The sequence below is a fragment of the Paraburkholderia tropica genome (assembly GCF_900109265.1).
Classification (GTDB): Bacteria; Pseudomonadota; Gammaproteobacteria; order Burkholderiales; family Burkholderiaceae; genus Paraburkholderia; species Paraburkholderia tropica.
This window is the reverse complement of sequence record NZ_FNZM01000011.1, coordinates 256,453-277,787: the sequence shown is the minus strand read 5'-3', so window position 1 is coordinate 277,787 and position 21,335 is coordinate 256,453. Positions and strand designations below refer to the sequence as shown.

At 67.7% G+C, this 21,335-nt stretch carries 20 protein-coding genes; 5 read left to right on the top strand and 15 right to left on the bottom strand.

All coding sequences use genetic code 11. The annotated features are described in order from the left end of the window. The first annotated feature begins 175 nt into the window (after nt 1-175). Genes BMY06_RS20200 through BMY06_RS20180 form a run of 5 tightly spaced genes read left to right on the top strand, consistent with a single transcriptional unit; the run spans nt 176 to nt 5,488 of the window. Nucleotides 176-1,183, top strand: coding sequence for a PDR/VanB family oxidoreductase (locus BMY06_RS20200; protein WP_065064642.1), 1,008 nt, complete (start codon nt 176-178; stop codon nt 1,181-1,183). Nucleotides 1,184-1,220: 37 nt separating this feature from the next. After that, entirely contained in the window at nt 1,221-2,570 is a 1,350-nt protein-coding gene (locus BMY06_RS20195; RefSeq protein WP_074984800.1) for an aromatic ring-hydroxylating dioxygenase subunit alpha, read from the top strand. Beyond that, nucleotides 2,567-3,055, top strand: coding sequence for an aromatic-ring-hydroxylating dioxygenase subunit beta (locus tag BMY06_RS20190; protein ID WP_074984798.1), 489 nt, complete (start codon nt 2,567-2,569; stop codon nt 3,053-3,055). The genes BMY06_RS20195 and BMY06_RS20190 overlap by 4 nt, the downstream gene beginning before the upstream one ends. 8 nt (nt 3,056-3,063) lie before the next feature. After that, entirely contained in the window at nt 3,064-4,734 is a 1,671-nt protein-coding gene (locus BMY06_RS20185) for an AMP-binding protein (protein WP_074984796.1), read from the top strand. Between the two features lies 1 nt (nt 4,735). After that, nucleotides 4,736-5,488 (top strand): SDR family NAD(P)-dependent oxidoreductase, encoded by a 753-nt coding sequence (locus tag BMY06_RS20180; RefSeq protein WP_074984794.1) that lies wholly within the window; start codon nt 4,736-4,738, stop codon nt 5,486-5,488. A 43-nt stretch (nt 5,489-5,531) separates the two neighbouring features. Here the strand turns inward: BMY06_RS20180 and BMY06_RS20175 are convergent, their stop codons facing one another. The 15 genes from BMY06_RS20175 to BMY06_RS20110 form a co-directional block, all read right to left on the bottom strand. Then, the gene (locus tag BMY06_RS20175) at nt 5,532-5,954 is read right to left on the bottom strand and encodes a MarR family winged helix-turn-helix transcriptional regulator (RefSeq protein WP_167371416.1); all 423 of its coding nucleotides are present in this window, start codon (nt 5,952-5,954) and stop codon (nt 5,532-5,534) included. Between the two features lie 153 nt (nt 5,955-6,107). Further along, nucleotides 6,108-8,621 (bottom strand): ABC transporter permease, encoded by a 2,514-nt coding sequence (locus BMY06_RS20170; RefSeq protein WP_074984792.1) that lies wholly within the window; start codon nt 8,619-8,621, stop codon nt 6,108-6,110. A 110-nt stretch (nt 8,622-8,731) separates the two neighbouring features. Continuing rightward, nucleotides 8,732-9,346 carry a DUF4126 domain-containing protein gene (locus BMY06_RS20165; protein ID WP_065064510.1) on the bottom strand — a complete coding sequence of 205 codons (615 nt, stop codon included), beginning with the start codon at nt 9,344-9,346 and terminating at the stop codon, nt 8,732-8,734. Nucleotides 9,347-9,638: 292 nt separating this feature from the next. Beyond that, complete coding sequence (gene sugE / locus BMY06_RS20160) at nt 9,639-9,959, bottom strand: quaternary ammonium compound efflux SMR transporter SugE (RefSeq protein WP_065064508.1); 321 nt, start codon at nt 9,957-9,959, stop codon at nt 9,639-9,641. A 154-nt stretch (nt 9,960-10,113) separates the two neighbouring features. Continuing rightward, the gene (gene kdpE / locus BMY06_RS20155; RefSeq protein ID WP_065064506.1) at nt 10,114-10,812 is read right to left on the bottom strand and encodes a two-component system response regulator KdpE; all 699 of its coding nucleotides are present in this window, start codon (nt 10,810-10,812) and stop codon (nt 10,114-10,116) included. Further along, nucleotides 10,805-13,768 carry a sensor histidine kinase gene (locus BMY06_RS20150; RefSeq protein WP_080180701.1) on the bottom strand — a complete coding sequence of 988 codons (2,964 nt, stop codon included), beginning with the start codon at nt 13,766-13,768 and terminating at the stop codon, nt 10,805-10,807. The genes kdpE and BMY06_RS20150 overlap by 8 nt, the downstream gene beginning before the upstream one ends. Nucleotides 13,769-13,955: 187 nt before the next feature. Beyond that, entirely contained in the window at nt 13,956-14,534 is a 579-nt protein-coding gene (gene kdpC / locus BMY06_RS20145; protein WP_065064638.1) for a potassium-transporting ATPase subunit KdpC, read from the bottom strand. A 72-nt stretch (nt 14,535-14,606) separates the two neighbouring features. Further along, nucleotides 14,607-16,691, bottom strand: a complete 2,085-nt coding sequence (gene kdpB, locus BMY06_RS20140; RefSeq protein ID WP_065064504.1) for a potassium-transporting ATPase subunit KdpB — start codon at nt 16,689-16,691, stop codon at nt 14,607-14,609. Nucleotides 16,692-16,707: 16 nt separating this feature from the next. Beyond that, complete coding sequence (gene kdpA / locus BMY06_RS20135) at nt 16,708-18,513, bottom strand: potassium-transporting ATPase subunit KdpA (protein WP_074984790.1); 1,806 nt, start codon at nt 18,511-18,513, stop codon at nt 16,708-16,710. Beyond that, on the bottom strand, nt 18,510-18,602 hold the full coding sequence (kdpF, locus tag BMY06_RS38150; protein WP_027819619.1) for a K(+)-transporting ATPase subunit F: 93 nt from the start codon (nt 18,600-18,602) through the stop codon (nt 18,510-18,512). The genes kdpA and kdpF overlap by 4 nt, the downstream gene beginning before the upstream one ends. Further along, complete coding sequence (locus BMY06_RS20125; protein ID WP_065064636.1) at nt 18,599-18,724, bottom strand: potassium ABC transporter ATPase; 126 nt, start codon at nt 18,722-18,724, stop codon at nt 18,599-18,601. Before BMY06_RS20125 ends, kdpF begins: the two co-directional genes overlap by 4 nt. Nucleotides 18,725-18,771: 47 nt before the next feature. Next, nucleotides 18,772-18,948, bottom strand: coding sequence for a hypothetical protein (locus BMY06_RS39635; protein WP_161495586.1), 177 nt, complete (start codon nt 18,946-18,948; stop codon nt 18,772-18,774). Between the two features lie 47 nt (nt 18,949-18,995). Next, entirely contained in the window at nt 18,996-19,970 is a 975-nt protein-coding gene (locus BMY06_RS20120) for a quinone oxidoreductase family protein (RefSeq protein WP_074984787.1), read from the bottom strand. 83 nt (nt 19,971-20,053) lie between these two features. After that, nucleotides 20,054-20,443, bottom strand: coding sequence for a methylglyoxal synthase (locus BMY06_RS20115; protein ID WP_065064498.1), 390 nt, complete (start codon nt 20,441-20,443; stop codon nt 20,054-20,056). A 92-nt stretch (nt 20,444-20,535) separates the two neighbouring features. Then, complete coding sequence (locus BMY06_RS20110) at nt 20,536-21,315, bottom strand: SDR family oxidoreductase (RefSeq protein ID WP_065064496.1); 780 nt, start codon at nt 21,313-21,315, stop codon at nt 20,536-20,538. Between the last annotated feature and the right edge of the window lie 20 nt (nt 21,316-21,335).

The window sequence follows — 21,335 nt, the reverse complement described above, 5'->3', positions numbered from 1 at the left end:
ACACATGAATTTTCATATTTTCGAATCTAAAGGGTTTACGCCTAATCGCGCCGCCCCGGGCATCGAAAACCGGAATTTCGCCGACAAAAAACTCGCCGCCTCTCGCGGCGGGCAGGAGACGCCCCATGACACGCAGTCCGTTCCCACGACGCGCCGCCGCGCAAGGAGCCTCGACATGAGCGCCGCGCCCCTCCCTCAGGATGCCGAATTACTCGACGTCATCGTCGAAGCCGTCGAGCCGCTCACCGGACACGTCACCGCGTTCCGCCTGCGCGCCGCCAACGGCCACGCGCTGCCCGCGTATCGCGCGGGCGCGCATCTGCGCGTGCAGGTGCAGGCGCGCAACGGCACCGCCTGGAACGCCTATTCGCTGATCGATTTCGAACCCGCCGCCGCGCCCGCGCATTACCTGATTGCCGTGCGCCGCGAAGACCACGGCGCGGGCGGCTCGCTTTGGATGCACACGCAGGTCCGTGCGGGCGACACGCTGCGCATCGCCGCGCCCGTCAACGCCTTCGCGCTCGACAGCGCGCCCGAAGGCTGCGCCGACGCCGTGCTGATCGCGGGCGGCATCGGCATTACGCCGATCGCGTCGATGGCCACGGAACTCGCGTCGCGCGGCCATCGCTACGCGCTGCACTACACGGGCCGCTCGATCGCGCAACTCGCCTTCGTCGACGCGCTGCGCACGCTCGCGGGCAACGCACTGCATCTCTACGGCGACGACGCCGGCGACGCCGCGCAGCGCTTCGATCTCGCCCGCCTGCTCGCCTCGCTCACGCCGGGCCAGCCGCTCTACGTGTGCGGCCCGCAAGGTCTGATCGACGCCACGATCGCGCAGGCGACGGCGCGAGGCTGGCCGCGCGAGCGCATCCGCTCCGAGCTGTTCGCCGCCGCCGCGCCGAAGTCCGGCGACGCGGGTTTCGAAGTCGAGTTGCGCCAGTCGGGCATGACGCTGAGCGTCGCGCCCGCGCAATCGATCCTCGACGCGATGCTCGACGCCGGACTCGATCCGCTCTACGACTGCAAGCGCGGCGAATGCGGCGTCTGCCAGGTCGGCGTGATCGAAGGCGAGGTCGATCACCGCGACTACTGCCTGAGCGACGCCGAAAAACGCGCGGGCAAGGTCATGCACATCTGCGTCTCGCGCGCCTGCGCGGCGCGCCTCGTCATCGACGCCTGAAACCCGTCTCGTCACCGCCCACGCCAAGGAGCCCCGCATGCCACGCTATCGCGAAGACGCCGCAGCGCTCGCCGCGCTCGTCGAACCCGATCAGGTTCATCGCGACGTCTATCTGGACCAGGAAGTCTTCGACCTCGAAATGGAGCGGCTCTTCAGCCGCACGTGGGTCTATCTCGGCCACACGAGCCAGGTGCCCAATGCGGGCGACTACGTGAGCGTCGACATCGCGCGCCAGCCGCTCGTCATGGTGCGCGAGGCCAACGGCGGCGTGCGCGTGCTGATGAACCGCTGCGCGCACAAGGGCGCGAAACTCGTCAGCGCGCCGAGCGGCAACACCGGCAAATTCTTCCGCTGCCCGTATCACGCGTGGACCTATAAAACCGATGGCAAGCCGCTCGCGATTCCGCTGAAGAACGGCTACGAAGGCACGCGGCTTTCCGAATGTCCCTCGGGACAAGGTCTCCAGGCGGTGACGAACGTCGAGATCTATCGCGGCTTCGTGTTCGTGCGTCTCGCCGACGAAGGCCCGACGTTCAGCGAGTATTTCGGCGCATCGCTGTCGTCGATCGATAACATGGCCGACCGCTCGCCCGAAGGCGAACTCGAAATCGCGGGCGGCTGCCTGCGCTACGTGCACAACTGCAACTGGAAGATGTTCGTCGAGAACCTGAACGACACGATGCATCCGATGGTGGCGCACGAATCATCGGCGGGCACGGCGAAGAAACTCTGGGAAGGCAAATCCGCCGACGAACCCAAGCCGATGGCGATCGAACAGTTCGTGCCTTTTGTCTCCGATTACGGCTTTTTCGACGGCATGGGCGTGCGCGTGTTCGAACACGGCCACAGCTACACCGGCGTGAACTTCTCGATTCATTCGAGCTACGCCGCCGTGCCCGAATACGAGCAGCAACTGATCGCCGCGTGGGGCGAAGAGAAGGCGAAACAGGTGCTCGGCACCGCGCGCCACAACACGGTCTATTACCCGAGCCTCACGATCAAGGGCGCGATTCAGGCGATCCGCGTCGTGCGCCCGATCGCGCCCGACAAGACGGTGATCGAGTCGTGGACCTTTCGCCTCAAGGGCGCGCCCGACGCGCTGCTGCAACGCACGCTCACCTATTCGCGGCTGATCAATTCGCCGATGTCGGTCGTGGGCCACGACGATCTGCATGCGTATCGCGCGATTCAGGAAGGGCTCGCGGCCAACGGCAACGATTGGGTGAGTCTGCATCGCGACTATCGCGCGGATGAAGCGCACGTCGCCGATCTCACCGTGAACGGCACGAGCGAAATTTCGATGCGCAACCAGTTCCGCGCCTGGGCGCGGCATATGGCGCCGCAAACCCAGCAGCAACACCAGCACGAAACCGGAACCGCGCAATGACCCACGCCCACGATCCCGCCCTGCGCGACACGCTCGCCGACTTCGTCTATCGCGAGGCGCGCCTCATCGACGACAAGCAGTTCGACGCCTGGTACACGCTGTTCGCCGACGACGGCCTCTACTGGATACCGCTTGCGCACGGCCAGCACGACGGCCTCAATCACGCCTCGCTGATGTACGAGGACCGGCTGCTGCTCAAGCTGCGCATCGAACGCCTCAAGCAGCCGCGCGCGTTTTCGCAGCAGCCCGAGAGCCGTTGCCAGCACGTCATGCAGCGCCCCGAAATCGAATCCGCCGACGCCGGCGGCTATCGCCTGCGCACGCCGTTCTTCTACGCCGAGGCGCGCGGCGACGAGCAACTGGTGTTCACCGGCATCGTCCGCCATCACGTCGTCGAGCAGGACGGCGCGCTACGCATCCGCGAAAAGCGCATCGATCTGCTCAACTGCGACGCGGCGCTGCCGTCCGTGCAACTGTTCCTGTGAGGCGCGCGATGCTTTCAGCCGATACGCCCCATCACGCCAAGTCCGACGCCAACACCAGCGTCTACGCGGCCTTCGCCGCCAGCGCCGCACGTTGGCCCGATCACGACTTCCTCGTCGTGCTGCCCGAAACCGCCGCGATCTACGGCATCGACGCGCACACGCTGCGCTACGGCGAAGCGCTCGCACGCGTCGATGCGCTCGCCGCGCGCTATCGCGAAGCCGGTTTTGGCAGCGGACATCGCGCAGGTCTGATGCTCGAAAACCGGCCCGCATTTTTCCTGCACTGGTTCGCGCTCAATGCGCTCGGCGTCTCGGTCGTGCCGCTCTCGACCGAGTTGCGCGCCGCGGAACTCGACTACATCGCAGGCCATAGCGAACTCGATCTCGCCGTCGCGCCCGCCGCGCGTCATGCCGATCTGCACGCGGCGGCGCGCGCCGCGCAACGCAGCGTCTCGATCTGCGACGCCGACGGCATGACGGACGGCGCGACGCTCCAGCACGCCGCCACGCCCGCCCGCGCCGACATGCCCGACGCCGACACCGAATGCGCCCTGCTCTACACCTCGGGCACGACGGGCCGCCCGAAAGCCTGCGTGCTGCCCAACGCGTATTTCCTGCGCGCGGGCGAGTGGTACAACCGCATCGGCGGCTTGTGCGCGCTGCGTCCCGGCGTCGAGCGCCTCGTCACGCCGCTGCCGATGACGCACATGAACGCGATGGCCTACTCGACCATGGCGATGATCCTCGCGGGCGGCGCGATCGTCCCGCTCGACCGCTTTCATCCGCGCACCTGGTGGGCCAGCGTGCGCGCCGCGCGCGCGAGCGTCGTCCACTATCTCGGCGTGATGCCCGCGATGCTGCTCGGCGCGCCCGCCAGCGCTCAGGATCGCGAGCATTCGGTGCGCTTCGGCTTCGGCGCGGGCGTCGATAAAACGCTGCACGCGCCGTTCGAAACGCGCTTCGGCATGCCCTTGCTCGAAGCCTGGGCGATGACCGAAACCGGCGCGGGCGCCGTGGTGATCGCCAATCGCGAGCCGCGTCAGGTCGGCCAGTCGTGCTTCGGCCAGCCCGAAGCGTCGCTCGACGTGCGCATCGTCGGCGACGATGGACGCGATGTCGGCATCGACACGCCCGGCGAACTGCTCGTGCGCGCGCGCGGCGAGCATCCGCGTCGTGGCTTCTTCCGCGAATATCTCAAGGATCCCGAAGCCACCGCCGCCGCGTGGGAAGGCGGCTGGTTCCATACCGGCGACATCGTCAGGCAGGACGCGCAAGGCCAGCTCTATTTCGTCGATCGCAAGAAGAACGTGATCCGGCGCAGCGGCGAGAACATCTCGGCCGTCGAAGTCGAGAGCGTGCTGCGCAAGCATCCGTGCGTGGCGGATGTCGCCGTGGCCGCGACGCCCGATGCCGTGCGCGGCGACGAAGTGCTCGCCTGCATCATCGCGCGCGAACCGCTCGCCGATGCCGCCGCCGCGCCGCTCGCCGCCGAACTCGCGCAACTGTGTCTCGCGCAACTCGCCTATTTCAAGGCGCCCGGTTACGTCGCGTTCGTCGACGCACTGCCGCTCACCGGCACGCAGAAGGTGCAACGCGCCGCGCTCAAGGAACTCGCGCGCACGTTGCCCGGCACCGCGCGCTGCATCGACACGCGCGCCCTGAAAAAACGCCAGGACTGATATGACCGACTCCACCCGCCAGCCATCCGCCGCGCCGCGCACCGCCCTCGTCACCGGGGGCAACGCGGGCATTGGCCGCGCCATCGTCGAGCATCTGCTCGAAGCGAACTACGAAGTGATCTCGCTCGATCTGCGCGCCGACGCGCCGGGCCACGCGCGCCTGCACACCCTCGAAGTCGATCTCTGCGACGCCGCCGCCACGCGCGCCGCCGCCGCCGAGGTCGTCGCGCGCCATGCGCCCACGACGCTCGTGCACAACGCGGGCGTGATCCGCGCGGCGCTGCTGCCCGACGTCACGCACGACGACGTGATCGCGCTCGCGAATCTGCATCTCGACGCGCCCATCGCGCTCGCCCAGGCGATGTTGCCCGCGATGCGCGCGCAGCATTTCGGGCGGCTCGTGCTGATCTCGTCGCGCGCGGCGCTCGGGCTCGCCACGCGCACCGCGTATTCGGCGACCAAGGCGGGCATGCTCGGTCTCGTGCGCACGTGGGCACTCGAACTCGGGCCGCTCGGCGTGACCGCGAACGCCATCGCGCCCGGCCCCGTGCAGACCGACATGTTCCATGCGGTCGTGCCCGCCGACAGCCCCAAGGTCGCGCAGATTGCGGCGGGCATTCCGGTCGGCCGCCTCGGCCAGCCCGACGACATCGCGCGCGCCGCGATGTTCTTCGCGGCGCCGGAAAACGGCTTCGTCACGGGACAAACGCTTTATGTGTGCGGCGGGACGAGCACGGGCAGTCTCGCGCTTTAACCGCGCTTGCCGTGAAACTGCGGGAAAGTGCGGGGAAAGTGCGTTACTTCGCGTGCTGCTCGATCAGTTGACGCAGCATCTCGACGAACAGCTTCGCCGACTCGGGCGGAAACGGCAGCAGCACCGACGCCTCGTGCTCCAGCGCCAGCGCGATCAACTCCGCCGCGAGCGCGCGGCCCTGCGGCGTGAGCGCGACGAGCGTGCGGCGGCGGCTCTGCGGATCGTCCTGACGCGCGACCATGCCCGCCGCTTCCATGCGATCGATCAGCTTGCTCACGGTCGGCTGCTTGGCGAGGATCAGGCGGCCGAGATCGCCCATCGGCAACGGACCGTCGGACAGACAGGCGAGCACGCGCCATTGCAGCGCAGGAATCTTCTTGCGCGCGAGCGTGGCGTGGAATTCGTCGGAGATGAGCGCGCTCGCGCGCGCGAGCAGCGCGGCGAGATAGGTGTCGAGAAAGCGCATTGGCGTGGCTTTCTCAGTCGATGCGCTTGATTCTGTCGAGTCGGTGGTCATGGTGTCGGTGTGAGCAGCACCGGCATCCTATAACGGAATGCGCGCGCACGACACCCGCGTGAGGCAAGCACCGCCGCGCGCATCCGCATCACGGTTCGAACGTCAAGCGTCACGCAACGATTGCAACGCGGGCCGCGCCAGCACGTGACGCAGACTGACCCAGCCGCCCACGCCCGCGCACACCACGCCCGCCGCGATGCCCGCGGGCACGAGCCACGGATCGAAGGCGAGATAGAAGTCGAACACGCGCGTGGCCAGCACGTAGCCGACAGCCTGCGCGCCGAGCGCCGCCATCAACCCGGCGAGCGCGCCCACGGCGACAAACTCCGCAATCTGCACCGACCTCACCTGCCGATGCGACGCGCCCAGCGCGCGCAGCAGCGCCGACTCGCGCATGCGTTCGTCGCGCGTGCCGGCGAGCGCCGCGTACAACACGAGCACACCCGCCGCGAGCGTGAAAATAAAGAGAAACTGCACCGCGCCGATCACCTGCTCCAGCACGCGCTGGATCTGCGCGAGGATCGGCCCGACGTCGATGGCCGTCACGTTCGGATACTTCGCAACCAGCCCGTCGACGACATTACGCTGCGCGTCGGGCAGATGGAAACTCGTGATGAACGTGGCCGGAAAATCGTGCAGCAGCGCGGGCGGCATCAGCACGAAGAAGTTGACCTTGAACGAGCCCCAGTCGAGCTTGCGCAGACTCGTCACGGGCGCGGTCACTTCGAGGCCGGTCACGTCGAAGGTCAGCACGTCGCCGGGCTTCACGTTGAGGATTTTCGCGAGTCCCTGCTCGATCGACAGTTGCGGTGTGCTCGTCTCGCCGTACCACTGGCCGGCTTCGATGCGGTTGTCGTCGGGCAGCTGCGTCGTGTACGAGAGATTGAATTCGCGGTCGACGAGACGGCGCGCATCCTCGCTCTTGTACTGCTCGGGATCGACCGGCTTGCCGTTGATGCTGATGAGGCGGCCGCGCACCATCGGCGCCAGATCGGGGCTCGCGATGCCGTGCTGCGAGAGCCAGGCGGCCACCGCATCGCGCTGGTCGGGCTGGATGTCGATCAGGAATTCGTTGGGCGCGTCGGGCGGCGTCGACTTGCGCCAGCCTTCGATCAGGTCGTTGCGCGTCATGGCGATCAGCAGCAGACACATCAGCCCGATGGCGAGCGAGGTGATCTGCAGTGCGCTCGCGCCGGGCCGCCGTTCGAGCGACGCCAGCGCATAGCGCCAGCCCACGCCTGCGCGCGCCTCCAAACCATTGCGCTGACTGCGCGCGAGACGCGCCGCGCCCCACAGCGCGAGACGCGCGAGCCCCGCGAACACGAGCAGGCCGAGCGCGAACCCGCCCGCGACGATGCCGCCGAGCTTCAGTTCGCCCGCCGCGATCACGAGCAGGCCCGCGAACAGCGCGATGCCCACGGCATACGCAGCCCACGCCGTGCGGCTTTCCTCGCCCCATTCGCGGCGCAGCACGCGCACCGGCGGCACGCGCGTGAGCGGCAACAGCGGCGGCAGCGCGAAGCCGAGCAGCAGCACCAGTCCGGCGGCGACGCCTTCGAGCGCGGGCAGCGGCCCCGGATACGGCAGCGCGACATCGATCAAGGTGCCGAGCCACGCGAGCAGCGCGAGATGGCCCGCATAACCGAGCGCGACGCCAATCGCGCCGCCCACCAGCCCAAGGCCCGCGAATTCGAGCACGAACAGCGTGCGCAGCGTGCGCTGGCTCGCGCCGAGGCAGCGCATGGCCGCGCAGCCGTCGAGATGACGGCGCGTGTAACGGTGCGCGGCCATCGCGATCGCCACGGCCGCGAGCAAGGCGGTCAGCAGCGAGACGAGCGTGAGGAAGTGGCGCGCGCGATCGAGCGTCTGCCGCACTTGCGGCTGGCCGTCCTGCAGCGATTCGAGGCCGACGCCGCGCATCTTGCCGCCGTCGACGCGCGCGTGCGCGAATTGCGCGAACTGCGCCACGGCCGGATCGGCGCCGGCCACCAGCAGGCGATACGTCACGCGGCTGCCGTAGCCCGTGAGGCCGGTCGAGGCGAGATCGGCCTCGTTGAGCATCAGGCGCGGCGAGAAGTTGACGAACGAGAAGCCGCGGTCGAGTTCGCGCGTGATGAGCGCGCCGATCGTGAACGTGCGCGTGCCCACGCGCACCTGGCTGCCGACGTGGACCTTGAGCGCGTCGAGCAGTTGATCGTCGACCCAGACGGTGCCGGACGGCGGAATGCCCTGCGCCGCGTGATCGGGCGCGCCGGGGCCGCTCGATATACGCAGCGCGCCGCGCAGCGGATAGGCCGCCGACACCGACTTGACCGCCGCGAGCCGCGTGGGCGTCTGCGCGCCGTCGGCATCGCCGGCCGCGCTGACCATGCTCGGGAAAATCGCCGTATTCGCGGTTTGCAGCTTGAGCGCCTGTGCCTCGCGCGCGAACGCCGGATCGACGGGATGATCGGCGCGCACGATGAAATCGGCGGCGATCATGCGGCGCGCGTCGCGCTCCAGTCCGCGTTGCAGACGGTCAGCGAGAAAACCCACGCTCGCGAGCGCGGCCACCGCGAGCACGAGGGCGAGCAGCAGCATCGTCAGTTCGCCCGCGCGCCAGTCGCGTGCGGTCATACGAGCGGCGAGGCGCACGAGGTCGCCCCAGCCGGGGGCGGCGCGCGTGGATCGAGAAGAAACGGGGTTAGAAGGCGGCGTAGACGGTGGCGAGGACAGATTCGGCGGGTTCAATCGTGACGGCTCCGCAGCGAGAAACGCGAGACCATATGCGTCGCCATGCCGCGAAAGCCGCCCTGCACGCCGCGCCACAGACGCGGCAGCGCCCAGGTCGCCACCAGCAGGAACGCGGCGAGCATGACGAGGAACAGCAGCGGCACGAACAGCGCGAGCAGCACGCCGACGAAGGTCATGCCGTCCTCGGCGCTCGACGTGACCACGTTCGAGACCGGTTCCGGCGACAGATTGATGAGCGCGCGCGTGCCCGCCTTCGCCAGATGCGCGGTGCCCGCGAGCGTGCCGCCCGCGAGCGCGGCGATCGTCAGCACCGCCGGATCGGCGTGGCCGAGCGCGCCCGCCGCCAGCACGGCGCCGGCGGGAATGCGGATGAAGGTGTGCAACGCGTCCCACAGCGAATCGAACGCGGGGACTTTGTCGGCGAGGAATTCGAGCACCGTGAGCGCGGCGGCGATGCCGATCACCCAGGGCGAAGCGAGCACCGCGAGCGTGTCGGGCAGATGGATGAAGCCGAGGCGCTGAAGCACGCCGGCCATGAGGACCGTGAGGTAGAGGCGCAGGCCGCTGCCCCAGGACAGGCCCGCGGCAAGCGAAATCGGTTCGAGCATGACTGCCTCCTCGCGCGAGGCTCGCGCGGCGCCGTCCCCCACGAATCTGGCGCAAACGCAGCGCGCCCGCTTCGCCGGACACGGCGCCATCGGGCAGCGGCGCTCGCGTTATCCGCGGCGCGGAGTGTTATCGGTTGATGACCATTCCATTATAGCCACGCTCGCTGCACCGCCGCAGCGGTGTTGCGCATGCGCGCCACGCAAAAACCCGCGATTTTTGCCGAAAATGTGGGGAAAATGCGCGCCGCATCGCCGCGCGGCGCGTGGAAGGTCTCGCCGATCCGGAACCGGATCAGGCCGCCGAACTGAGCTTCAGCCCGATGATGCCGAGCACGATCAGCGCCGCACTCGCCACGCGCGCGGCGCTCACGGCCTCGCCCATCATCACGATGCCGAACACGAACGCGCCCACCGCACCGATGCCCGTCCACACGGCGTAGGCCGTGCCGAGCGGCAACTGACGCATGGCGATCGAGAGCAGCACGAAGCTACCGAGCGCGGTCACGATCGTGAACACGGAGGGCCAGAAACGCGTGAAACCTTCGGAGGACTTGAGACCGGCCGCCCAGGCGACTTCGAGCAGGCCAGCGATGAGAAGAATGAACCAGGGCATCCGGGACGCTCCACTTGAAAAAATGGGGCCGTCCCCGAAAAAAGACGTGCAAGGTCGTCCTTACACGCCTGTAAGTATAGCACCAGTCTGGTGCGCGCCGCGCGTCACCGAACCGCCTTGCCGCCCTACTCGCGACGCGGCTGCTTCACCTGCGTCACTGCACGCCCACGAGGCGATAGCCCACGCCCGTCTCGGTGACGATGTGCTCGGGCTGCGCCGGATCGCGCTCCAGCTTCTGCCGCAGATGCGCCATGTAGATACGCAGATAGTGACTGCTTTCCACGTGCGACGGCCCCCACACCTCGCGCAGCAACTGGCGATGCGTGAGCACGCGGCCCGCGTCGCGCACGAGCGTGGCGAGCAGGCGATATTCGATCGGCGTGAGATGCACGGGCGCGCCCTCGCGCGTCACCTGGCGCATGCCCAGATCGACGGTCACCGCGCCGAAGCTCACCTGCGGCGCCTCGTTCGCGCCGCCGCGGTTGCGCCGCCGCAGATGCGCGCGAATCCGCGCCAGCAGTTCGGAGACGCCGAAGGGCTTGGTCAGATAGTCGTCGGCGCCTGCATCGAGCGCGGCGACTTTTTCGCTTTCCTGCGTGCGCGCGGACAGCACGATCACCGGCAAATCGCTCCAGCCGCGCAGCTCGCGGATCACATCGAGACCGTCCGTGTCGGGCAGCCCCAGATCGACGATCACGAGGTCGGGCTTGCGCGTGGCCGCCTCGACGAGCCCCTGCTTGCCGGTTTCGGCGTCGTAGACCGTGATGCCCTCGCCCTCCAGCGAAGCGCGCACGAAGCGGCGGATCTGTTTTTCGTCTTCGATCAGGACAACGGCAAGACTCGGATCACTCATGGTCGGGATGCGGGTTCGAATGCGATGCAGGTTTCAGATCGAAGGTTGAAGGCGCCGAAGCGCCGTCGCGCGCTTCATGCGTCTCGTCATGCGCGTCGAGCGCGTCATGAAGGCCGTGTTCCGCGTCGGCTGCATCGGCCTCTTCGGACTCGGCGACGTCGCTCGGCAACGGCGGCGGCGCTTCCACGGGCAGCGCGAACCAGAACGACGCGCCTTCCGTCTGGCCGTCGGCATCGACGCGATTGGCCGCGCCGATTGTACCGCCGTGCGCTTCCACGATCGCGCGGCAGATCGCGAGCCCGAGCCCGATGCCCGGTTTCGCCGACTCTTTCTCGCCGCGCGTGAACTTCTCGAAGATGCGCTCGTTCATGCCAGGCGGCAGGCCCGGCCCGCGATCGTCGATGCTCACGCGCACGAAAGGCTGGCCGTGCTCCTCGATGCGGCGCGCGGCGATCGTCAGCGGCGTGTCGGGCGGCGTGTATTTCGCCGCGTTTTCCAGCAGATTCGAAAAGAGCCGCTCCATCAGCACGGCGTCGAGCTGCAGCAACGGCAAGCCCGCCTCCAGCTTCACCTGCACCGGATGGCGCGCGAGCACGCGGCGGCACGCGGCGAGCGCCGCGCCCACGGTTTCCTCCAGCAGCGTCCACTGCCGGTTGAGCTTGAGGCTGCCCGCCTGCAGACGCGCCATGTCGAGCAGATTCGTGACGATGCCGGTCATGCGCAGCGCCTCGTCGTGTATCGCCTCGATCAGCTCGCCGGTGCGCGCGCTGTGCGTGTCGTCAGGCGCGCCGGGCTCGTGCGTCTGCGCCAGCATCGACGAAAAGCCGACGATGGTCGTGAGCGGCGTGCGCAGATCGTGCGAAATCGCCGAAAGCAGCGAGTTGCGCAGCCGTTCGGACTCCATGTTGACGAGCGCGTCGCGCGCGATCTCGACGTAGTGCACGCGTTCGAGCGCGAGCGCGATCTGCGCGGCGAAGGCGTCGAGCATGCGCTGCTGCTCGGGCACCTGCAATTCGCGCGCGTCGCGCGTGACCACGGCCAGCACGCCGCGCGTGCGCATCGGCGCCTTGAGCGGCAGATAGCGCGCGGCGGCGGCGGGCAAGGTGTCGGTGCCGTGACCCGCCGGTTTCTGCTGGTCGTAGACCCACTGGCCGACGTCGAGATCGAGGCTCGCGGCGTCGAGCATGATCTGCGGATCGGGGTCCTCGATCTTCTGCTGCACCTTGTCGGCGCTATCGGGCAACAGAATGCCGACGCGCGCGTTGAACACCTCGCTCACATGGCGGCTGCCGATCGCGACGATCTGCTCGGTCGCAAGCGCGGCGGCGAGTTCGCGCGCCATCGCATACATCGCGCCGGTGCGCTGTTCGCGGCGCTGCGCGACGCTCGCCTCGCGGCGCAGGCTCGACGTGAGATGGCTGATGACGAGCGAGGTCAGCAACATGCCCACGAAGGTCAGCAGATACTGCGTGTCGCTGACCGAGAACGACAGGCGCGGCGGCACGAAGAAAAAGTCGTAGGCGGCCACGCTCGCGAACGAGAGCATGACGCCCGGCCCGCGCCCGAGCTTCGTGGCCGCGAAGATCACGCCGAGCAGATACAGCATCACGAGATTGGCGAGCGCGATGCGGTCGTTCAACTGGTTGGCGAGCAGCGTGATGCCCGCGCAGATCGCCAGCGCCGCCGCATACGCGCGCGGCGGCGAGCGATGCGCGGCGCCCTCGGCGATGGCTGCGCGCCACGCGTTGGCGGCGCGCGCGGCGGCCGAGCCCGCGTCGCGACCATCGCCCCCGCTGCGGCCGATCAAACGGTCGACGTCGTTGCCGCTCGCGCGCACCAGCGTCAGGTCGACGTCGCCGGATTGTTCCGCGAGCCGCTCGCCGAACGGCCTGCGCCACCAACGCGAGAAGCCGCTGCGCAGCGACGCGCCCGCGACCAGCTTCGAGACGTTGCGCAGCCGCGCGTAACCCGCGAGCGTGACGGCGGCGTCCTCGCCCGCGAGCGTCGAGGTTTCCGCGCCCAGTTCGGAGGCCAGCTTGAGCGCGCCGAGCGTGCGTTCGCGGATCGCGTCGGGCAGGCGCTGGAGCTTCGGCGTTTCGACGTAGACGGCAATCCAGTCGGCCTTGAGACTCGCGGCGAGGCGCGCCGCCGCGCGCACCAGCGCAGGCGCTTCCGGCCCCGGCCCGACGCACACGAGCAGCCGCTCGCGCGCCTGCCAGACGTGCTGGATCGAACGGTCGGCGCGATATTCGTGCATCTGCGCATCGACGCGGTCGGCCGTGCGGCGCAGCGCCAGTTCGCGCAGCGCGATCAGATTGCCCTTGCGGAAGAAGTTGCGCACCGCGCGCTCGGCCTGCGCGGGCAGATACACCTTGCCGTCGCGCATGCGGTCGAGCAGTTCCTCGGCGGGCAGGTCGACCAGCGTGACTTCGTCGGCGCCGTCGAACACGCGGTCGGGCACCGTCTCCCAGACGCGGATGCCGGTGATCTGCCCGACCACGTCGTTGAGGCTTTCGAGGTGCTGCACGTTGACGGTCGTATAAACGTCGATGCCCGCGTCGAGCAGTTCGTAGACGTCCTGCCAGCGCTTCAGATGGCGCGCGCCCGGCACGTTCGAATGCGCGAGTTCGTCGACCAGCACGAGTTGCGGCTTGCGCGCGAGCGCGGCGTCGAGATCGAATTCGTCGAGCATGCGGCCGCGATACGCGAGGCGCTGGCGCGGCATCACGTCGAGGCCGTTCGTAAGCGCGGCGGTTTCGCTGCGCCCATGCGTTTCGACGATGCCGACCACCACGTCCACGCCTTCGTCGGCGCGGCGGCGCGCGGCTTGCAGCATCGCGTAAGTCTTGCCGACGCCTGCCGACGCGCCGAAGAAAATCTTCAGCTTGCCGCGGCGGCGTTTTTCTTCATCGCGTTGCAGCCGGTCGAGGAGTTCGTCGGGATCGGGACGGTTCATGCGGATTTCGCGTTATGTGTTTCGCGTGTTGTGCGCAGTGTGGTGATTCGCACCCGGCGCGGGTCGGCAAGCGCCGGAACGCCATCGCCGATCGTCTCACCGTGGCGCCGAAATGGCAAACCGCACGCCGCGCGAAAGGCGGCGTGCGGTGGCCATCCAGCCTGCGAGGCTTACCCCGTCAGCGGATTCAGCTCACTTCCTTGCCGTCGAGCGCGAGGTTCAGCTCCAGCACGTTCACGCGCGGCTCGCCTAGCAGGCCGAACTGGCGGCCCTGGGTGTAGCGGTCCACGAGCGCCTGCACGTCGCCGGCGCTCAGATGACGCGCCTTCGCCACGCGTGCGACCTGGTACGCGGCGGCGGCGGGCGAGATCTCCGGATCGAGACCGCTCGCCGACGAGGTCACCAGGTCGGCGGGAATCGGCTGCGAGACGTCGGTGCCCGCGGCCTTGAGCGCGTCGATGCGGCCTTTGACTTCATCGGCGAGCGCCGGGTTGGTCGGGCCGAAGTTCGAGCCGCCCGAGCCCTGCGCGTTGTACGGCATCGGCGCGGTCGCCGAGAGGCGGCCCCAGAAGTACTGCGGCGCGTCGAACTGCTGGCCGATCAGCGCGCTGCCCACCACCTTGCCGTCGACTTCGACGAGGCTGCCGTTGACCTGGCGGTGGAACACGGCCTGCCCGAACGCGGTCATCACGGCCGGATAGACGAGCCCGGTGATCGCCGCGAGCACGGCGAAGATCACGATCAGAGGACGAAACTGCGATTTCATTTTGGCTTCCTGTTCATTTGCGAGGCGCATTTGCGAGGCGCATCTGCAAGGCGCATGTGTGAGGCGCGCACCTCAAACCCAACCGAACGCCGCGAGCACCATGTCGATCAGCTTGATGCCGACGAACGGCACCAGAATCCCGCCGAGCCCGTAGACCAGCAGATTGCGGCGCAGCAGGATCGCCGCGCCGAGCGGCCGGTACTTCACGCCCTTGAGCGCGAGCGGAATCAGCAGCACGATGATCAGCGCGTTGAAGATCACCGCCGAGAGAATCGCGGAGGCCGGCGTGGCGAGATGCATCACGTTGAGCGCGTTCAGCTGCGGATACGTGGTGGCGAACGCGGCCGGAATGATCGCGAAGTACTTGGCGACGTCGTTGGCGATCGAGAAGGTCGTGAGCGAGCCGCGCGTCATCAGCATCTGCTTGCCGATCTCGACGATCTCGATGAGCTTGGTCGGATTCGAATCCAGATCGACCATGTTGCCCGCTTCCTTCGCGGCCTGCGTGCCGGTGTTCATCGCCACGGCGACGTCGGCCTGCGCGAGCGCCGGCGCGTCGTTGGTGCCGTCGCCGGTCATCGCCACGAGCTTGCCCTGCGCCTGATGCTCGCGAATCGTCGCGAGCTTGGTTTCCGGCGTGGCTTGCGCGAGGAAGTCGTCGACACCGGCTTCGGCGGCGATCGCGGCGGCGGTCAGGCGGTTGTCGCCCGTCACCATCACGGTCTTGATGCCCATCTTGCGCAGCTCGGCGAAGCGCTCCTTGATGCCGCCCTTCACCACGTCCTTCAGCTCGATCACGCCCAGCACGCGCGCATCGTCGCCGTGACGCTCGGCCACGACGAGCGGCGTGCTGCCGCGCCGCGCGACTTCGTCCACGGCCGTGTTCACTTCCGACGGGAAGCGGCCGCCGTGCTGCTCGACGTAGTTCTTCACCGCGTCGGCGGCGCCCTTGCGGATCTCGCGCCCCGGCAGGTCCACGCCGCTCATGCGCGTCTGCGCGCTGAACGCGAGAAACACAGCCTGGAGCGCATGCATGTCGCGCTGGCGAATGTTGAAGCGCTGCTTCGCGAGCACGACGATGCTGCGGCCCTCGGGCGTTTCGTCGGCGAGCGAGGCCAGTTGCGCGGCGTCCGCGAGCGCTTCTTCGTTCACGCCCGGCGCGGCCACGAAAGCCGACGCCTGACGGTTGCCGAGCGTGATCGTGCCGGTCTTGTCGAGCAGCAGCACGTCGACGTCGCCCGCCGCTTCCACGGCGCGGCCCGAAGTGGCGATCACGTTGGCCTGCATCATGCGGCTCATGCCCGCCACGCCGATCGCCGAGAGCAGCCCGCCGATGGTCGTCGGAATCAGGCAGACGAGCAGCGCGGTCAGCGCCGTGATCGTCACCACGTGGCCCATCTTCGCGGCTTCGACCGAGAACATCGAGAACGGCAGCAGCGTTGCGGTGGCGAGCAGCAGCACGAGCGTCAGCGCGACCAGCAGGATCGTCAGCGCGATTTCGTTCGGCGTTTTCTGGCGCTTCGCGCCCTCGACCATCGCGATCATGCGGTCGAGAAACGCCTCGCCCGGATTCGCCGTGACGCGCACGACGATCCAGTCGGACAGCACGCGCGTGCCGCCCGTGACCGACGAAAAGTCGCCGCCCGACTCGCGGATCACCGGCGCGGATTCGCCCGTGATCGCCGATTCGTCGACCGAGGCCACGCCTTCGATCACCTCGCCGTCGGCGGGAATCGTGTCGCCGGTTTCGACCAGCACCACGTCGCCCTTGCGCAGATCGGTGGCGGTCGTGATGCGGATCGGCGCCTTCGGATGCGGCTCGTTGAGCTTCTTCGCCATCACGTCGCGCTTGGCCTGGCGCAGCGAGGCGGCCTGCGCCTTCGAGCGGCCTTCGGCGAGCGCTTCGGCGAAGTTCGCGAACAGCACCGTGAACCAGAGCCACAGCGCGACCGCGAGAATGAAGCCCGCGGGCGCTTCGGCCTGCCCCATCAGCGCCGCGATCCAGAGGATCGTCGTGAGCACGCTGCCCACGTAGACGCAGAACATCACCGGGTTGCGCAACTGGGTGCGCGGATTGAGTTTCCTGAACGAGTCCACGATGGCCGGGCGCACCAGCGCCGGATCGAACATGGACCGTGTTGCACTATGTTGTGTCATTTCGAAAGATCCCCGTTCAATGCACGCCGAGCATGATCAGATGCTCGACACCCGGACCGAGCGCAAGCGCCGGCACGTAGGTGAGCGCGCCCACCAGCAGCACGCAGCCGAGCAGCAGCACGACGAACAGCGGGCCATGCGTGGGCAGCGTGCCGCCCGTCACGGCGATGCGCTTCTTGCTCGCGAGCGAACCCGCGATCGCCAGCACCGGCACGATGGTGCCGAAACGGCCGAACCACATCGCAATGCCGAGCAGCCAGTTGTAGAACGGCGTGCTGACGGTCAGGCCCGCGAACGCGCTGCCGTTGTTGTTCGCGGCAGAGCTGAACGCGTAGAGGATTTCGGAGAAACCGTGCGCGCCCGGATTGGCGATGCCGGCCTTGCCCGCGGCGGTGAGCACGGCGATCGAGGTGCCGAGCAGCACCAGCAGCGGCGTGAGCAGAATCACGATCGACACCATCTTCATCTCGAACGATTCGATCTTTTTGCCCACGTATTCGGGCGTGCGGCCGATCATCAGGCCCGCCACGAACACCGCGAGCAATGCGAACACGAGCATGCCGTAGAGGCCCGAGCCCACGCCGCCGAAGATCACTTCGCCGAGTTGAATGAAGAGCATCGGCACGAGGCCGCCGATCGGCGTGAGCGAATCGTGCATCGCGTTGACCGCGCCGCACGACGCCGCCGTGGTGGTCACGACGAAAATGCCCGTCTGCGCGATACCAAAGCGCGTTTCCTTGCCTTCCATGTTGCCGCCGGCCTGCAGCGCACTCGCGTGCTGATCGACGTTGAGCGACGTGAACATCGGGTTGCCGCTTTGTTCCGCGGACAATTCGACGCCCACCGCCACGGCGAACGCGATCGTCATCACCGCGAGCACCGCCACGCCCTGCCGGCGGTCGCCGACCATGTTGCCAAACACGAGACAGAGCGCGGCCGGAATGATCAGGATCGCCAACATTTCGACGAAGTTCGAAAACGGCGTCGGGTTTTCGTACGGATGCGCGGAATTGGCGTTGAAGAAACCGCCGCCGTTGGTGCCGAGCATCTTGATCGCTTCCTGCGAGGCGACCGGACCCATCGCGAGCGTCTGCGTCGTCACCTTGGTATCGACGGTGACGGCGTTGCCCTTCTCGTCCTTGACCGGATTGCCCTGCGCATCGAGCTTCGGCGCGGCATAGGTCGTGGTTTGCAGCGTCGGCACGTCCTGATACGACTTGAAGTTCTGGATCATGCCCTGGCTCATCAGCAGCGCCGTGACGAGCGCCGCCATCGGCACGAGGATGTAGAGCGTCGTGCGCGTGAGGTCGACCCAGAAGTTGCCGATGGTCTGCGCCGAATGGCGAGCGAAACCGCGAATCAGCGCGACCACCACGACGATGCCGGTGGCCGCCGAGAGGAAGTTCTGCACCGTGAGACCGAGCATCTGCGTGAGATAGCTCACGGTCTGTTCGGGCGAATAGTCCTGCCAGTTCGTGTTGGTGACGAAGCTGACCGCCGTGTTGAACGCGCCGTCCACGGTCATCGCGCCGAAGGTCTGCGGATTGCCCGGCAGCCAGCCTTGAATGCGCAGCAGCAGGTAGAGGAAACCCACGCCCAGCACGTTGAACGAGATGGTGGCGAACGCATAGCGCTTCCAGTTCATCTCGGCGTTGACGTCCACGCCCGCGAGGCGATAGAGCAGATTCTCCACCGGCGCGAACAGGCGCACGACGCGCGAACGGCCGTCGAGCACGCGCGTGATATAGCCCGCGACGGGTACCGCGAGCGCCAGCAGCACGGCGATGAACAGCCCGGTTTGCAGCAGATTGTTGGCGTTCATTCGATGTCCTCCGCGCGCAGCAGCGCATGGACGAGATAGACGAACAGCAACAGCGTCGCCGCCCCCGACAACCAGAAAATCCAGGTCATGAGCGCGCTCCCTTGACACCCTGATCGGCGCGGCGGTACTGCATGAGCTTCTCGCAGCCGGCGATCAACGCATAAGTGAGCGCGGCGAAGACCGCCAGCCCCCCGATATACAGCACATCCATTGTCGTGTTCTCCATTGATGGATGGCGGTAAGGTAAGGTTTATCGCGTTAAATCCGGATCAAAGCTTGGGGCGTGCGTATAAAAAACGCGTAAACGCGGACGGCATCGGTATGCGCATGCGCGCGCGCCGCCTTGTCGGACAAGGCGCGGCGGCGCGCGAAAGCAAACGGGCGGAAAGTAAAAGACAAACAAAGGACAAACAAAAAGGCGCGCATGGCTGACATGCGCGCCTTTTTTATCGGCTGGAAACGCCGTGAGCGAAACCGCGTGTTTACGGCAGCAGGATCGTCGAACCCGTGGTGCGGCGCGCTTCGAGATCGGTGTGCGCCTGGCCCACGTCCTGGAGCGCGTAACGCTGATTGATCGACGTCTTCACCTTGCCCGAAGCCACCGCCTCGAACAGCTCGGCGGCCATCGCTTCGTAGTCGGCGCGTTTGGCGATATAGGTGAACAAGGTCGGGCGCGTGAAGAACAGCGAGCCGCGTCCCGCGAACTCCGACGAATCGATCGGCGGCAGCGGCCCCGACGCATTGCCGAAGCTCACGAACATGCCCAGCGGCGCGAGGCAGTCGAGCGACTTCGTGTACGTGTCCTTGCCGATCGAGTCGTACACCACGGGCACGCCTGCGCCGTTCGTGATCTCGCGCACGCGCGCCGTGAAGTCCTCGCGCGTGTAGACGATCGGGTGATCGCAGCCGTGCGCCTTCGCGATCTCGGCCTTTTCGTCCGAGCCCACTGTGCCGATCACGGTCGCGCCCAGCGCCTTCGCCCACTGGCAGACGATCAGGCCCACGCCGCCCGCCGCCGCCGAAATCAGGATCGTGTCGCCGGCCTTCACGCGATAGGTGCGGCGCAGCAGATATTGCGCGGTCAGGCCTTGCAGCATGAGCGAGGCGGCCTGCTCGTCGCTGATCGAATCGGGCACGCGGATCACCTGGTCGGCGCGCAGCACGCGCTCCTGCGCATACGCGCCCGGCGGACGCGCGACATAGGCGATGCGCTCGCCCACCTTCACGCTCGTCACGCCCGCGCCGACCGCCGTCACCTCGCCGGCCGCTTCCATGCCCAGACCCGCGGGCAGCGCCTGCGGATAGAGGCCGGTGCGGAAATACACGTCGATGTAATTCAGACCGCAGGCGGTCTGCTTCACGCGGATCTCGCCCTCGCCCGGCTCGCCCACTTCGACGTCCACCCACTTCATGACGTCGGGGCCGCCGGTCTTGTCGTATCGGATTGCCTTGCTCATCTCATGTCTCCTTGAGTCGTGCCAATGCGTGCAAAAGTCGGAGTCAATCTGTCTCGCTGCGTTTCGATGTGTCTCGATGCGGCTTACACCACGTCCTTCATACGCTGCGTGAGCACGTCGAGAATCATGCGCGCCGTCGAGATGTTGGTCGCGCACGGCACGTCGTGCACGTCGCAGGCGCGCACGAGTGCGTTGATGTCGGGTTCGTGCGGCTGCGGGGTCATCGGATCGCGCAGGAAAATCACCACGTCGACCTTGCCCTCGGCCAGTTGCGCGCCGATCTGCAAATCGCCGCCGTGCGGGCCGGACAGCATGCGCTCGACGTTCAGGCCGTGCGCCGCCTCGATGCGCCCGCCGGTCGTGCCCGTGGCAAGCAGCGCGCAGCGGCGCAACGTGTCGACGTATTCGCCGGTCAGCCGGACGATGTCGTCTTTTTTATGGTCGTGCGCGATCAGCGCGACGCGGGTGGGCATGGCCTTCTGCTCCTTGGGTGTGTCGGGTGTCGATGAAAGAATCGCGGCGTGCCGGCCGGATGACCGGACGCCGTCGTGCGCACTATGCCCGCTCAGAAGGTGCCCGGATAGGCGCCGCCGTCGATGAGCCAGTTCTGTCCAGTGATATAGCCCGCGTGCACGCTGCACAGGAACGCACAGGCGCGGCCGAATTCGTCGGGCGTGCCGAAGCGGCCGACCGGAATCGACTTCACGCGGCGCGCGCGCACTTCGTCGAGCGAAAGATTCTGCTTCTGCGCCTGAGCGACGATGGTCGAGCGGATGCGGTCGGTGTCGAACGCGCCCGGCAGCAGGTTGTTGATCGTCACGCCCGTGCTCGCGACCTGGCGCGCGACGCCCGCGACGAAGCCCGTGAGTCCCGAGCGCGCGCCGTTCGACAGGCCCAGCACGTCGATCGGCGCCTTCACCGACGAACTCGTGATGTTGACGATGCGCCCGAAACCGCGCGCGGTCATGCCGTCGATGGTCGCCTGGATCAGCGCGATCGGCGTGAGCATGTTGCCTTCGAGCGCGGCGATCCACTGCTCGTGCGTGAAGCTGCGGAAATCGCCCGGCGGCGGACCGCCCGCGTTGTTCACGAGAATGTCCGGCGACGGGCACGCAGCCAGCGCGGCGGCGCGGCCCGCTTCGGTGGTGATGTCGCAGGCCACGGCCTTGACCTCGACGCCGGTCGCGGCGCGGATCTGCGCGGCGGTTTCCTCGAGCGTCTGTTCCGTGCGCGCGACGATCGTCACGTTCACGCCCTCGGCGGCGAGCGCCTCGGCGCAGCCGCGCCCCAGTCCCTTGCTTGCGGCGCACACCAGCGCGCTGCGTCCTGCGATGCCCATGTCCATCTTCTTGCGTCCTCTTTCTG

Coding starts and splice junctions, on each gene's coding strand:
- BMY06_RS39635 (WP_161495586.1), bottom strand. CDS start 18,948: ATGTCAGCCATGCGCGCCTTTTTGTTTGTCCTTTGTTTGTCTTTTACT.
- kdpC (WP_065064638.1), bottom strand. CDS start 14,534: ATGAAATCGCAGTTTCGTCCTCTGATCGTGATCTTCGCCGTGCTCGCG.
- BMY06_RS20200 (WP_065064642.1), top strand. CDS start 176: ATGAGCGCCGCGCCCCTCCCTCAGGATGCCGAATTACTCGACGTCATC.
- BMY06_RS20195 (WP_074984800.1), top strand. CDS start 1,221: ATGCCACGCTATCGCGAAGACGCCGCAGCGCTCGCCGCGCTCGTCGAA.
- BMY06_RS20190 (WP_074984798.1), top strand. CDS start 2,567: ATGACCCACGCCCACGATCCCGCCCTGCGCGACACGCTCGCCGACTTC.
- BMY06_RS20165 (WP_065064510.1), bottom strand. CDS start 9,346: ATGCTCGAACCGATTTCGCTTGCCGCGGGCCTGTCCTGGGGCAGCGGC.
- BMY06_RS20115 (WP_065064498.1), bottom strand. CDS start 20,443: ATGCCCACCCGCGTCGCGCTGATCGCGCACGACCATAAAAAAGACGAC.
- BMY06_RS20185 (WP_074984796.1), top strand. CDS start 3,064: ATGCTTTCAGCCGATACGCCCCATCACGCCAAGTCCGACGCCAACACC.
- kdpA (WP_074984790.1), bottom strand. CDS start 18,513: ATGAACGCCAACAATCTGCTGCAAACCGGGCTGTTCATCGCCGTGCTG.
- BMY06_RS20175 (WP_167371416.1), bottom strand. CDS start 5,954: ATGCGCTTTCTCGACACCTATCTCGCCGCGCTGCTCGCGCGCGCGAGC.
- BMY06_RS20180 (WP_074984794.1), top strand. CDS start 4,736: ATGACCGACTCCACCCGCCAGCCATCCGCCGCGCCGCGCACCGCCCTC.
- BMY06_RS20120 (WP_074984787.1), bottom strand. CDS start 19,970: ATGAGCAAGGCAATCCGATACGACAAGACCGGCGGCCCCGACGTCATG.
- BMY06_RS20125 (WP_065064636.1), bottom strand. CDS start 18,724: ATGGATGTGCTGTATATCGGGGGGCTGGCGGTCTTCGCCGCGCTCACT.
- sugE (WP_065064508.1), bottom strand. CDS start 9,959: ATGCCCTGGTTCATTCTTCTCATCGCTGGCCTGCTCGAAGTCGCCTGG.
- BMY06_RS20150 (WP_080180701.1), bottom strand. CDS start 13,768: ATGAACCGTCCCGATCCCGACGAACTCCTCGACCGGCTGCAACGCGAT.
- kdpF (WP_027819619.1), bottom strand. CDS start 18,602: ATGACCTGGATTTTCTGGTTGTCGGGGGCGGCGACGCTGTTGCTGTTC.
- BMY06_RS20170 (WP_074984792.1), bottom strand. CDS start 8,621: ATGACCGCACGCGACTGGCGCGCGGGCGAACTGACGATGCTGCTGCTC.
- kdpE (WP_065064506.1), bottom strand. CDS start 10,812: ATGAGTGATCCGAGTCTTGCCGTTGTCCTGATCGAAGACGAAAAACAG.
- BMY06_RS20110 (WP_065064496.1), bottom strand. CDS start 21,315: ATGGACATGGGCATCGCAGGACGCAGCGCGCTGGTGTGCGCCGCAAGC.
- kdpB (WP_065064504.1), bottom strand. CDS start 16,691: ATGACACAACATAGTGCAACACGGTCCATGTTCGATCCGGCGCTGGTG.